Origin of the sequence: Erythrobacter sp. 3-20A1M (genome assembly GCF_018636735.1) — a bacterium.
Classification (GTDB): Bacteria; Pseudomonadota; Alphaproteobacteria; order Sphingomonadales; family Sphingomonadaceae; genus Alteriqipengyuania.
The window spans coordinates 626721-639481 of sequence record NZ_CP045200.1; the positions used below are offsets into that span (position 1 = coordinate 626721).

The 12761-nt window shown below is 64.1% G+C and carries 14 protein-coding genes and 1 pseudogene; 10 read left to right on the top strand and 5 right to left on the bottom strand.

The features are described from left to right. Nucleotides 1-59 precede the first annotated feature (59 nt). Entirely contained in the window at nt 60-869 is an 810-nt protein-coding gene (locus F7D01_RS03035) for an SDR family oxidoreductase (protein ID WP_215228780.1), read from the top strand. 23 nt (nt 870-892) lie between these two features. On the opposite strand, the gene F7D01_RS03040 is transcribed toward F7D01_RS03035, so the two are convergent. After that, nucleotides 893-1183 (bottom strand): 4a-hydroxytetrahydrobiopterin dehydratase, encoded by a 291-nt coding sequence (locus F7D01_RS03040; protein ID WP_215228781.1) that lies wholly within the window; start codon nt 1181-1183, stop codon nt 893-895. Between the two features lie 62 nt (nt 1184-1245). Here F7D01_RS03040 and ccmA point away from each other — a divergent pair, with 62 nt between their 5' ends. Continuing rightward, nucleotides 1246-1854: a heme ABC exporter ATP-binding protein CcmA gene (ccmA, locus tag F7D01_RS03045; RefSeq protein ID WP_215228782.1), complete on the top strand. Its 609-nt coding sequence runs from the start codon at nt 1246-1248 to the stop codon at nt 1852-1854. Between the two features lie 5 nt (nt 1855-1859). Further along, a complete protein-coding gene (locus tag F7D01_RS03050) occupies nt 1860-2513 on the top strand; it encodes a heme exporter protein CcmB (protein ID WP_215229638.1) in 654 nt (217 codons plus the stop codon). A gap of 205 nt (nt 2514-2718) precedes the next feature. On the opposite strand, the gene map is transcribed toward F7D01_RS03050, so the two are convergent. Both map and F7D01_RS03060 read right to left on the bottom strand, forming a co-directional pair. Beyond that, complete coding sequence (map, locus tag F7D01_RS03055) at nt 2719-3546, bottom strand: type I methionyl aminopeptidase (RefSeq protein WP_215228783.1); 828 nt, start codon at nt 3544-3546, stop codon at nt 2719-2721. A gap of 38 nt (nt 3547-3584) precedes the next feature. Further along, complete coding sequence (locus F7D01_RS03060; RefSeq protein WP_215228784.1) at nt 3585-4412, bottom strand: DUF4163 domain-containing protein; 828 nt, start codon at nt 4410-4412, stop codon at nt 3585-3587. A 90-nt stretch (nt 4413-4502) separates the two neighbouring features. Here F7D01_RS03060 and F7D01_RS03065 point away from each other — a divergent pair, with 90 nt between their 5' ends. From F7D01_RS03065 to glnA (F7D01_RS03095), 7 genes and pseudogenes are all read left to right on the top strand, one after another. After that, nucleotides 4503-5900, top strand: a complete 1398-nt coding sequence (locus F7D01_RS03065; protein ID WP_215228785.1) for a M17 family metallopeptidase — start codon at nt 4503-4505, stop codon at nt 5898-5900. Between the two features lie 85 nt (nt 5901-5985). Beyond that, a complete protein-coding gene (locus F7D01_RS03070) occupies nt 5986-6336 on the top strand; it encodes a hypothetical protein (RefSeq protein ID WP_251567016.1) in 351 nt (116 codons plus the stop codon). Next, nucleotides 6336-7274, top strand: coding sequence for an N-acetyl-gamma-glutamyl-phosphate reductase (argC, locus tag F7D01_RS03075; protein ID WP_215228786.1), 939 nt, complete (start codon nt 6336-6338; stop codon nt 7272-7274). The genes F7D01_RS03070 and argC overlap by 1 nt, the downstream gene beginning before the upstream one ends. 218 nt (nt 7275-7492) lie before the next feature. Beyond that, nucleotides 7493-7831 (top strand): P-II family nitrogen regulator, encoded by a 339-nt coding sequence (locus F7D01_RS03080; protein WP_215228787.1) that lies wholly within the window; start codon nt 7493-7495, stop codon nt 7829-7831. 49 nt (nt 7832-7880) lie between these two features. Then, nucleotides 7881-9290 carry a type I glutamate--ammonia ligase gene (gene glnA, locus F7D01_RS03085; protein ID WP_215228788.1) on the top strand — a complete coding sequence of 470 codons (1410 nt, stop codon included), beginning with the start codon at nt 7881-7883 and terminating at the stop codon, nt 9288-9290. 274 nt (nt 9291-9564) lie between these two features. Continuing rightward, a complete protein-coding gene (locus F7D01_RS03090) occupies nt 9565-11172 on the top strand; it encodes a M48 family metallopeptidase (protein ID WP_215228789.1) in 1608 nt (535 codons plus the stop codon). A gap of 170 nt (nt 11173-11342) precedes the next feature. After that, a pseudogene (glnA, locus tag F7D01_RS03095) lies at nt 11343-11648 on the top strand (glutamine synthetase); the annotation flags it as partial. Nucleotides 11649-11728: 80 nt separating this feature from the next. Here the strand turns inward: glnA (F7D01_RS03095) and F7D01_RS03100 are convergent. Both F7D01_RS03100 and F7D01_RS03105 read right to left on the bottom strand, forming a co-directional pair. Further along, nucleotides 11729-12385, bottom strand: coding sequence for a hypothetical protein (locus tag F7D01_RS03100; RefSeq protein WP_215228790.1), 657 nt, complete (start codon nt 12383-12385; stop codon nt 11729-11731). Then, nucleotides 12372-12587: a helix-turn-helix transcriptional regulator gene (locus F7D01_RS03105; protein WP_215228791.1), complete on the bottom strand. Its 216-nt coding sequence runs from the start codon at nt 12585-12587 to the stop codon at nt 12372-12374. The genes F7D01_RS03100 and F7D01_RS03105 overlap by 14 nt, the downstream gene beginning before the upstream one ends. Between the last annotated feature and the right edge of the window lie 174 nt (nt 12588-12761).

Sequence of the window (12761 nt, forward strand, 5' to 3'; positions counted from 1 at the left end):
GACGTCGCTGGCAAGCCGGCACCGACGGTGGCAGAGCGCGGTCGCGTTAGGAGATGGCCATGCACCCTCGCAAATCCATTTTCATTACGGGCGGAGCGTCTGGTATCGGGCGCGCCATCGCCATGCGCTTCGGGCGCGAAGGCTGGTGCGTCGGACTGGGCGATATCGACCGGCCGGGCATGGACCAGACCTTTCGCCTGATCGGGCACGACTACATCTTCTGCTACGATCTGGATGTGCGCGACCGGTCTGCGTGGGACGAGGCGCTCGATCAATTCTCCGACGTCGCGGAAGGCCGCATCGACGTGGTCGTCAACAATGCCGGAATTCCGCTGGGCGGCATGATCGAGGAGATGACGGTCGAAGAGATCGAGCTGTGCTTCGACGTCAATCTGAAAGGCGTGTTCTTCGGCGCGCAGGCGGCGCTCCCCCACCTGCGCAAGGTCGGATCCGGCTCGTGCCTGCTCAACACCTCCAGCGCCGCCGGAATCTACGGTTCGGCGGGCGCTTCGGTCTATTCCGCGACCAAGTTCGGCGTTCGCGCCCTGACCGAGGCGCTCGACGGCGAATGGGCGCAGTACGGCATCAAGGTTCGCGCCCTGATGCCCAGCTTCATCGACACGCCGCTGCTCGACCACGCCCCCCACGGTGGCGCGAACGAACAGATCCGCCAGCGGGTGCGCGGTGCCGGGCTGGAGATAACGCCGGTGCAGCAAGTCGCGGATGCGGCATGGCAGGCAGTCCACGGGGACAAGCTGCTGTGGCCGGTGGGCGCGACCGCGCGCAAGCTGACGACAGCGGCCCGCTGGATGCCTGGTCGCCTGCGCAAGTTCGCGCGCAAAAGAGCGCAGGCGGCCGAGGGCATTTAACGCCCCGTTTCGACGCAAACCGATCAGGCGAGGCTGTCGATCGCCTTGGCCATCTTCACATCGCGGCGGGAGAGCCCGCCCGCATCGTGCGTGGTCAGCGTGATTTCCACCCGGTTGTAGACATTGCACCATTCGGGATGGTGGTCGTGCTTTTCGGCCAGCAACGCGACCCGGCTCATGAACGCCCATGCTTCGCCGAAATCGCCGAATTCGATGGTGCGGCAGATGGCGTCGCGATCCTCGCACGTGTTCCACTGCTTCAGAGCCGTCAGCCAGCTCTCGCGTTCCTCTTCGGTCAGTTTCTCGACGGCCATGGAATCTCCTCGCATTCGCCTTCGCTTGTCGGTGAGCGGGCAATCGCCTATCGCGCGCGGTCATGCAAGCGAGCGGGCTAACGGCATGGGCGCTTTTCTGCCGCCGGGGCGACCGCCCGCTGTTCGGCGGCCTCGATCTGTGGCTGGACCGCGGGGCCGCACTGCACCTCGTCGGCCCCAACGGGATCGGCAAGACCAGCCTGCTGCAAATCCTCGCCGGACTGCGGCGACCCGAGCGGGCGGTGTCCCCTGATGGAGCGCGCGAGACACGCGGGAGCATCCATTGGACCGGCACGGTCGGCCTGCTGGACGAACGCCCCGCGCTCGATCCGGACCTGCCGCTGGGCAAGGCACTGGGCTTCTGGTCCCGACTCGACCGGGCCCAACCGGCCCTGGACGCGGTCGGGCTGGCCCAAATTGCCGAAGTGCCGGTGCGCTATCTTTCGACCGGGCAGCGCAAACGCGCCGGTTGGGCGCGGCTGCTAGCGCAAGGGTGCGATCACTGGCTGCTCGACGAGCCGTTCAACGGGCTCGACAGCGATAGCCGTGCCATCGTGGAGGATCTGATGCGGCAACGGCGCGAGGGGGGCGGCGTGCTGGTCATCGCCTCGCACCAGCCTTTCACCGGGGAAGCGATCGAACCGCTCGATCTGCGGGATCACCCCTGGTGAACGGGATGTTCCTGATCCTGCTGCGCCGCGATCTCGCGCTGCTCGCCCCCGGTGGGGCACGCGGGGGCGCGGGGCTCGTCTTCGCCTTCTTCCTCGCGGTCGCGATCCTGTACCCGTTTGCGGTCGGCCCCGATGCCGCGCTGCTGCGCCGGACCGGGCCCGCCATGCTGTGGATCGCCGCCCTGCTTGCCGCGATCCTGCCGCTGGACCGGCTGGTGGCGGCAGACCTGGAGGCAGGCGTACTCGATCAGTTCACGCTGCGCGGCATCGGTGAGGAAACCGCGATGGCCAGCCGCCTGATCGCGCATTGGTGCGGCTTCGCCCCCATCCTGCTGCTGGCCTGCCTGCCCGGGGCGGCGCTGTTCAATCTCGACCGCGCGACACTGGTCACGGTCCTGCTGGGACTGCTCGCCGGGACGCCGGGGCTCGCCGCGATCGGGCTGGTCATCGCCGCTCTGATGGCTGGCCTGCGCGCCGGGGCCGCGCTGGCCGGGCTGCTGCTGTTGCCGCTGGCGGTGCCGATCCTGATCTTCGGAGCGGGCAGCCTGTCGACCGGCGGCGAAAGCGGTATCGCGCTGGCCGCGGCGCTCAGCCTCGCGCTGTGCGCGATCGCGCCCTTCGCCGCAGGCGCGGCGATCCGGGCGGCGCGCGAGGGCTAGCGGGGGGCAGGTCCGGAGGCGCGAACCGTTTCCTACATAGCGATGCCGGGATAGATGGCGGGCAATGTCCACCGCCCCTTACCGATCGGAGCAACGCGCCGGCACGGCCCCCGATCACAAGGCGAATTTTTGCACCCAGGACACTGTTCCAAGTGTTCCATCGTGTAGGACTTCGACGCCAGGAACGGCGCAAATGCGCCGATCGTCAGTAGGGCGGCTTGTGCCGTCCGGTCGGGCTCTCGGTAAAGATCTCGACCCCGTTCTCGGTTATCGCCAGCGAGTGCTCGAACTGGGCGGAAAGCGACTTGTCGCGCGTCACCGCGGTCCAGCCGTCGCCCAGCACCTTGGCCCATGGCTTGCCCAGATTGATCATCGGTTCGATGGTGAAGAACATGCCCGGCTTCAGCAGCGGGCCGGTGCCCGCCTCCGCCTGGTGGATGACTTCCGGCGCGTCGTGGAACAGGCGACCGACGCCGTGGCCGCAGAACTCGCGCACCACGGAATAGCGGTGCGGCTTCGCATGCGCCGCGATCGCCGCGCCGATATCGCCCAGCCGCGCGCCGGGACGGCCCGCCGCCTCGATCCCCAGCATCAGGCATTCATAGGTGACCTCGACCAGCTTCTTCGCCTTCAGCGAAGGTTCGCCCGCGAAGTACATCCGGCTGGTATCGCCGTGCCAGCCGTCGAGCAGCGGGGTCACGTCGATATTGAGGATGTCGCCATCCTTCAGCGTCTTGTCGCCGGGAATGCCATGACAGATAACGTGATTGATCGAGATGCAGCTGGAATGGGTATAGCCGCGATAGCCCAGCGTCGCCGGAACCGCGCCGCCATCGAGCATCATCTCGCGAATGGCGGTATCGAGGCTCTCGGTCGTGACACCCGGCCGGACCAGATCGGCCACTTCGTCCAGGATCCGCGCGGCGAGCTGGCCCGCCTTGCGCATGCCCTCGAACCCTTCCGGTCCGTGGAGCTTGATCGTGCCGTCGCGCTGAACGTCGTCTTCGTCGGTGATGGTCTGATACTGGGTCATGCCCACCATTTAGCGCGGACGGAGCCGAATTGCGAGCCTCAGCCGCCGAACGCCTTGCGGTATTCGGGCTTCACCGCCTCGCGCACCGCGACATCCACCGGCACGGGGATCTCGTATGCGCCCTCCACATATGGGCCCGCCACGTAGGGGCCGGCATACATGACGATCGTATCGAACACCTTGCCCTTCGCCTTCACCTCGATCGCCAGATCGGACATCGGCGGGCACTGGTCGAACTCGTCGACGGTCGGGTTGTCCGCCGCCTCGCTCGCTTCCTCGGTCGGGCCGCGCCGCTTCGCCCGCTCGGCGTCGAGCTTCTTGCAGAAACGCTCCTCCACCGCGTCGTACAGCGCGTCGGGCGAGGTAAAAAGGGTAAGCGGCTGGACCGTCCGCTTCGCGTCGCGATCCCACAGGACGGGATCGATGCCGTAGATGCCGTGCGCCCCGCCCGAATAGCTGCTGACATCGGCGACCAAGCTGATCCATTCCGGCGTGCGCCCGATCACCTTCCACTCGGTGTTCTGCGAATAGGCGTTGTAGGGAAAGCCGTTCTCGCGCGCGTCCTGCCGCGCCTGCTTCGCCAGCTTCGCCAGGCCCTGCTCCCCCTCGCGCGCCCGCGCATCCAGCAGCTGGGCGAGTTCGGGCACCGCACCCACCGCCGCGGGGTAGCTGTACTGGAAGCTGTAGAGATCGTTCTCCACCTTGATGTCGCGCGCGCCGCCGTCGGCTTCTGCTCCGGCGGACGCGGTGGCCACCGCGTCGCTGGTCTGCTGCACCCCCAGATCGTCGCCCATGTCGCTGGCCGGCGTGCATTCGGAGAGGGCGAGCGCGAGCAGCATTGCCGGCGCGGCCAGTCTGACGATCATCGCGGCTTCCTTCCCTTGTGTCATCCGGCGCGGCGGCCAAGGATGGATTGCACCCTTGGCATGCGCCCTCGATCGCTCCATGTGCCTTACATGACCGATACGCCATTGATCCAGCCCGATCGCGGGCAAGACGCCATTTCGATCCATCTCGTGAACAAGGACGGGTTCGAAGACTGGGCTTCTTCGCTCGGCGCTGCCCAGCGCGCCACGCTGCGCGCGCAGCGCTTCGACGGGTCGGGATACCAGACCGCGATCGTTCCGGGCGGTTCGGGCGAGCCGGAGGAATGGTTCGCGGTCGGCGGCGTGGCCGATCCCGACAGCCTGTCGAGCTGGTGCATGGCGAAGCTCGCCGAGACGCTCCCCGCGGGCACCTATCGCCTTGCCGGGGGAGAGCCCGGCCCCGCCCTGCACGGCTGGCAGACCGCGCAATATGCCTTCACCCGTTATCGCAAGCCGGATAACGCGGTCGGGCCGCGTATCCTGCTGACGAAAAACGCCAAGGCCGTCGAACCCGCTATCGCGGAGGCGGAGGCGGTGTGCCGCGTGCGCCGGCTGGTCGATACGCCGGCCGAGGATATGGGGCCCGCCGGTCTGGAGGCGGAGTGCGAGGCGCTCGCCAAGGAGTACGGGGCGAAGCTTTCCGTCACCCGGGGCGATTCGCTTGAGCAGGACTATCCCATGGTCCACGCCGTCGGCCGGGCCGCCGCGCGCCATCACGCACCGCGCATCATGCACCTGTCGTGGGGCAAGGAGGGCGATCCGGTCCTGGCCCTGGTCGGCAAGGGGGTGTGCTTCGATTCCGGCGGGCTGGACGTGAAGTCGGCGTCCGGGATGCTCATCATGAAGAAGGACATGGGCGGCGCGGCGCACGCGATCGCGCTGGCGGACCTCGTCATGCGCGCAGGGTTGCCGGTGCGGTTGCACCTGTTCGTTCCGGCAGTGGAGAACGCCATTTCCGGCAACAGCTTCCGGCCGGGCGACATCCTGCGCAGCCGCAAGGGGCTGAGCGTGGAGATCGGCAATACCGATGCCGAAGGGCGCCTGATCCTAGGCGACGCGCTCACCCGCGCGAGCGAGGAGGACCCGGAACTGCTGATCGATTTCGCCACCCTGACGGGTGCCGCGCGCGTAGCGCTGGGGCCGGATTACCCGGCGCTGATGACCCGGCGCGAGGAAACCGCGGCGGAGCTGATCCGGGCGGGCAAGGCACATGACGACGAGCCCTGGCCGCTGCCGCTGCCGGCGGCCTATGCCGACTATCTCAACTCCGACATAGCGGACACCTCGAACGCGCATACCAACGGGTTCGCCGGTGCCAGCATTGCGGGCCTGTTCCTCGACAAGTTCGTCGGCGACGGCATCGACTGGGCGCATTTCGATACCTATGCATGGCGCCCCTCGCCCAAGCCCGGCCGGCCCAAGGGCGGCGAGGCGCTGGGCTTGCGGGCAGCCTGGCACATGCTGTGCGCGCGCTACGCCGACGCTTGAACCGACTGCCCCTCCCCCGCGCGCTTGTCGCTTGCCCCCCGGCCCGCTAAGCGCGGCGCGCAGGCACGAAAGGTCGAAAGTTTCAGTGAACGGCAGCGAAGGCAATCTGACGGATTACTCCCCACCCGCAGGTCAGGTCGGCCTGACCGGACCGGTGGCGGCGCCCGAAAGCGGGACCCTGCCGGTCCGCGGCGACCTGGCGCATATCGCGCTGGCCGAACGCTATCTCGTCGCCGCCTATGCCATCCCCGTGCAGATGACCGTCCGCGAGGGCGCGGCCACCCTGTATGCCGCGCGCGACGATCGTTCGGACACCGTCGCCCAATTGGCGGAAGGCTCGGCGTTCGAGGCGCTCGACGTGACCGAGAGCTGGGTCTGGGGCTGCGTCGCCCCGACCGGGCCGAGCGGCTATGTGCGGCGCGCGGCGCTCGCCTGATGGCGCATTCGGTTTTCATCGACGGGGCGGAGGGAACGACCGGGCTCGAGATCAGGGAACGCCTGGCCGGGCGCGACGAATTCGAGCTGGTGGTGCTGGCCGAAGATCGGCGCAAGGATGCTGCCGCGCGCCGCGAAGCCCTGAACGAAGCGGATTTCGCGATCCTGTGCCTGCCCGACGATCCCGCGCGCGAAGCGGTGGCGATGATCGATCCGGCAAGCGCGGTGCGCGTCATCGACGCATCCAGCGCGCACCGGGTGGCGGATGGCTGGACCTACGGCTTTCCCGAACTGGTCGGGCGCGATGCGGTCGCCCGGGCAACCCGCGTCAGCAATCCGGGCTGCTATCCCACCGGCTTCCTTGCGCTCGTCGCGCCGCTGGTGCGGGCCGGGCTGCTGCCGGGGGACTGGCCCTTCACCGTGAACGCGGTCAGCGGCTATTCCGGTGGGGGCAAGGCGCTGGTCCGGCGTTTCGAAGAGGAGCCCGACATTGCCTGGCGCGGCTATGGCTACAGCCTGTCGCACAAGCACCAGCCGGAAATGAAGCGCCATGCGGGGCTGGCCCACGATGTCATCTTCGCGCCCGCGGTCGTCCCCGCCTATCGCGGCATGGCGGTGGAGGTGCCGTTGCATCTGGGCGCGATGGATACGCAGCCTACGCCCGCCCGGCTGCGCGAGGCGCTGCGCGAATTCTACGCCGGTTCGCGCATCGTTGCCGTCGCCGACGAGGCGGTGCCCGATGAACTGCTGCTGCGGCAAGATGCGGCACCCGACGACGGCATGACCCTTCACGTCTTCGGCATTGATGGCGGCTTTCACGCGCGCCTCGTCGCGCGGCTCGACAATCTCGGCAAGGGGGCCAGCGGCGCGGCGATCCAGTCGCTCAATCTGATGGCCGGGCTCGACGAGACCACCGGCCTGCGCCTGCCCAATTGCTAGGCAGTCGCGCCCGCATGTTGTGCAGCGGCGGCGGATCACCGGCCCGCCCCCTTTCGCCCGCTTGCGGCTTCCCCTAGGCTGACAGCTCGAATCCCGGAGGCGCGAAGCTTGGCACGATTCTTGGATCGCACCTCGTCCCGGGAGATATTTCCGGACCGCCGGTCCGCGGGGCGCGTTGCCCTGCGCCTCCCGGCCGTTCATGCAAGGGGGCACCAGCGGTGAAAAAGATCGAAGCGATCATCAAACCGTTCAAACTGGACGAGGTGAAGGAATCGCTGCACGACGTGGGCGTTTCCGGGATCACCGTGACCGAGGCGAAGGGCTTCGGCCGGCAGAAGGGGCACACCGAACTCTACCGGGGCGCCGAATACGTCGTCGACTTCCTGCCCAAGGTGAAGCTGGAGGTGGTCGTCGCCGACGATGTCGCCGACCGCGTCGTGGAAGCGATCGCGAACACCGCCCAAACCGGCCGGATCGGCGACGGCAAGATTTTCGTCTCCACGATCGAGAGCGCGCTGCGCATCCGAACCGGAGAAACCGACAACGACGCGATCTGACCCGATCGCATACATCCGACCTATCGCTATCAAGAAGGGAAACAGCAGCATGGCTTCCGCAAAAGACGTCCTGAAGCAGATCAAGGAAAACGAGGTCGAATGGGTCGACCTGCGCTTCACCGATCCCAAGGGCAAATGGCAGCACCTGACCATGGTCGCCGGCATCCTGACCGAGGACGAGCTCGAAGACGGGCTGATGTTCGACGGCTCTTCCATCGCGGGCTGGAAGGTCATCAACGAAAGCGACATGATCCTGAAGCCCGACCTGAACCGGGTGTACATGGACCCGTTCAGCGCGACGCCGATGATGATCGTGTTCTGCGACATCGTCGAACCGAGCACCGGTGAATGGTACGCGCGCGACCCGCGCACCACCGCGAAGCGCGCCGAGGAATACCTCAAGTCCACGGGCATCGGCGACACCGTCTATGTCGGCCCCGAGGCGGAATTCTTCATGTTCGACGACGTGAAGTTCGAGGATGGTTATGCCGGATCGGGCTATCGCATCGACGATATCGAGCTGCCGACCAACTCCAGCCGCGATTACGAGGCGGGCAACATGGCGCACCGTCCGCGCGCCAAGGGCGGCTATTTCCCCGTCGCCCCGGTCGACAGCGCGGTCGATATCCGTGGCGAGATGGTTTCGACCATGATCGAGATGGGCCTCAACTGCGACAAGCATCACCACGAAGTCGCCGCCGCGCAGCACGAGCTGGGCCTGACGTTCTCCACGCTGGTGGAAACGGCCGACAACATGCAGATCTACAAGTATGTCGTGCACCAGGTCGCGCACGCCTACGGCAAGTCGGCGACCTTCATGCCCAAGCCGATCAAGGACGATAACGGGTCGGGCATGCACACCCACATGTCGATCTGGGACGATGGCAAGCCGACCTTCGCGGGCAACGGCTATGCCGGTCTGTCGGACAACTGCCTGTATTACATCGGCGGCGTCATCAAGCATGCCAAGGCGCTGAACGCCTTCACCAACCCGACCACCAACAGCTACAAGCGGCTGGTGCCGGGTTTCGAGGCACCGGTGCTGCTCGCCTATTCGGCGCGCAACCGCTCCGCGTCGTGCCGCATCCCTTATGGTGCGGGCGACAAGGCGAAGCGCGTGGAGTTCCGCTTCCCCGACGCGATGGCCAACCCCTATCTCGCTTATGCGGCGCTGCTGATGGCGGGCCTCGACGGGATTCAGAACAAGATCCATCCGGGCGAGGCGATGGACAAGAACCTCTACGATCTGCCGCCCGCCGAGCTGGCCGAGGTGCCGACGGTCTGCGCCAACCTGCGCGAAGCGCTGGAAAGCCTGGAGGCGGACCACGAGTTCCTGCTGAAGGGCGACGTGTTCACGAAGGACCAGATCGAGGCCTATATCGAGCTCAAGTTCGAAGACGTCGTGCGCTGGGAAACCACCCCCAGCTCGGTCGAGTTCGACATGTATTACAGCTCTTAACATAAACCGGAACACGGCTGACCAGCGATGGGCGTTCGGAGCGATCCGGACGCCCCAATTTTTCGCATAAGCGTGAAGTATGCCTTAAGCGGCCAAGGCGCGCATCGGATACCGGATACCTTTTGATATCGTTAATGACTCACCGGTTGCCCAAACGATTTCCATCGGTCACAATGTCGAAATCGCGGAACCCATATCTTGGCAGATAGCGAAGAGCGCGCATGGCTGCGTCGCATTGCGCTCGATGCGCCCAAGAACTTCAAAAGGTGTATTAATGTCCAATTTCCGTCATCACCTAGCAATACTCGCTTTCGGCGCCGCTACAGCGAGTGTGGCAACGCCGGCATGGGCCGACTGGCGAGTTGTAGAAACCGAGCACTTCAAGTATTATAGCGAAGCTCCGGCTGATGAATTACTCGAGACAGTAAAGCGGATGGAAACATTCGACACCTTGGTCCGTGCTCTGACTAATAACCAAAAACCCTCGAGCCCTGTAAAGGTCACAATGTTCGAGGTGGCCACGATGGATGATGTAAACCACACTTTCCCTTACCCTTCGGAGGGGGTCGGCGGTTACTATAGCAGTACAACCGAGGGACCATTTCTTGTTACCTTCCGCAATACGCTTCGTACAGGGATGAAAAGCGCCCGAAAGGCGGCAAGGCAATCCTACGCTTGGGGGCCGGAGGTCCGCCAGCACGAGTATCTGCATCATTACATGTATCAGTATTTCAATGCTAACTATCCAAGTTGGTACTCGGAGGGATTTGCAGAATATTATGGTAGCATGCAGTTCCCGGAACCTAACATCGTTGAAATAGGGCACGCGCCGTTTTTCCGTGTCGATACTATTAGAAACGGCTCCTGGATCGATGCGAGAGAGTTGCTTACAGCTAAATCATACGGCGACGTCAACGACGTCTCCGCCCTTTATGCCGAAGGATGGCTCCTCACGCATCTCGCGGCGCAGAACCCAGAACGTGGCACGCAACTGCAAATGTACTTGAATTCCGTTGCCTCGGGTACCGATTATGAACAGGCAGCCAAGCAAGCGTTCGGCAATTTCGACGCGCTGAATTCGGATCTAAAAAAGCATCTCAAAAACATAAATGCAATGCGTTTATCCCTTAAGCCGATGGAACTGGGTGATTTTGAGGTTAGAGATCTGAGCCCAGTAGAAGACAAGCTGATGCGCTACCAAGTCCGATTATATTCAGGATACGAAGTATCGGATTTGCCGCAGATCATCTCGGCTGTTCAAGCTATAAGAACTGAAGATCCCGACAATCTTATGGGGCTTGGTATTCAGGCTAAGCTTCAGAACCTTGACGGAAAGTATGCAGATGCTCTGGCGAGTTCCAAGCGTTTGCTTGAGCTTGACGACAATAACGTCATTGGGCTGACGGAAAAAGGTAAGGCCATGGTGGGATTGCTCGACAGTTCCGCGAACGAAGCGGCGTGGGAGGAGGCTAGGGCTCCGTTGCTCGCAGCAATAGAAGCTTCGAAGACCGCAACAGAGCCCCGGGTCGCCTTTTTCAAATCATACCTCACTCAGGGCATCCTACCGTCAGTTGCCGCGCAAAACTATATGGTTCAGGCTTTCGATCTTTTGCCGCAAAACGACGAAATCCGTTATCTGGTCGCTAGGGATTTCGAACAGCGCGGTATGCTGGATGATGCGGTTGCGGTCATAGAACCTGCTGCTTACGGAACCTTCGATGGCGACGAAGGCAAGAAGCGCAGGCGCGAGCGCCTCATGAAGCGATTCGCCGAGAAGTATACGAACATCCAGAACTACGAGAGCCCGCTTGAAATGCTAAATCGTCTTCGAGAAAAGCAAGGCAAGACTATAGAGGCTGATCCCGAGGTCGATAGCGAGTGAGGTTGTCTCACATTCGCTATTCAGAAGACTTTATGATCTGAGTGGAGAATCTCCCCAGCGCCTACAGGGTCCCTCTATTTCGGATCTTGCAGGTCGCCTATAGGGTAACGATGGTGAGCGTTCATTGACTATAGCGACTGCGTGGTCCGTCCGCACTTCGAGCGTCGTTACTCCTCGCTTATGCGGCGCTGCTGATGGCGGGCCTCGACGGGATTCAGAACAAGATCCATCCGGGCGAGGCGATGGACAAGAACCTCTACGATCTGCCGCCCGTCGAGCTGGCCGAGGTGCCGACGGTCTGCGCCAACCTGCGCGAAGCGCTGGAAAGCCTGGAGGCGGACCACGAGTTCCTGCTGAAGGGCGACGTGTTCACGAAGGACCAGATCGAGGCCTATATCGAGCTCAAGTTCGAAGACGTCGTGCGCTGGGAAACCACCCCCAGCTCGGTCGAATTCGACATGTATTACAGCTCGTAAGCGCGGGCCTCCCGATACTGAAAAGGGGGCGCCGGAGTCGATCCGGCGCCCCCTTTTTCATGCCGCCCGCCAGACGGAACTCAGCGCGGTTTCAGCAAGCCGCGCGTGGCACACACGCCGAACGCGGCGACGAGCAGCACCGCCCACAGCATGGTGAGCCAATCGAGTGCGGCCGGACCGGTGATCATGCCGAGATGCGCCAGCAGGGTCCATGTCCCGCCGGTCAGCACTGTCAGATAGAACGCCATCGCCGCGGCTTCCCGCGAAATCGCGCGCATGAACTCGTCCTGCCGTTTCGCCGTCCCCACGGATGTTATTACGAATATCAGCATGGCGATCGCGAACCCCGCCAGCGCGACGGGAGCGGCTATCGGACCCGCCGGGGCTGCCAGCGCCGCGATCATCAGCGCGATCCCCGCCGCCATCATGCCCGCCGAGGCGAAAGCCAGCTGCACGCGCTGCTCGCGCAGTTCGTCGCTGTCCTCGACATTCAGGAAACGGGCACCCAAGTTCGGGATGAACAGGCCCAAGCCGAGGGCCAGCCCCGTGACGATGTAGACGAGGGCGACCAGCCCGGCGATCTCCCCGCTTTTACCCAACTGGTCGAACGTCCCGTCGACGAGCGACAGGAAGAGGAACGACGAGAGCCCGCCGCACACGGCGCCCACCCCCAGCGAAAACGCGAACTTGCGCCATTTGCGGACTTCTCCGCTGGTGCGATCTTCAATCTTCATCATCTTGCGGCTCCCAGTCGTCCTTGAAAAGATCCGGCACGCTCACGCCGAACAGCTTCGCCATGCGCAGCGCCAATGGCAGCGAGGGATCGTATTTGTCCGTTTCGACGGCGTTGATGGTCTGGCGCGAAACGCCCAGCCGGCGGGCCAGCTCTCCCTGGCTCCATCCCCGCCGCTCCCGCTGTTCCTTCAGCATGTTACGCATTGGTCCGCGATCTCCCTTGCCTGACAAGAACTCTTTACTGACAAGAGTTCTTGACTGTCAAGAGCTCTTGTCAGACGAGGTTTGCAAGTTCCGGAACCATCCCGCTCGAGGCCGCGTTGCGGAGTCAAAGGAGTCTAACAAATGCGAAGTTTGATCGCCGGTATCGCGCTCGTC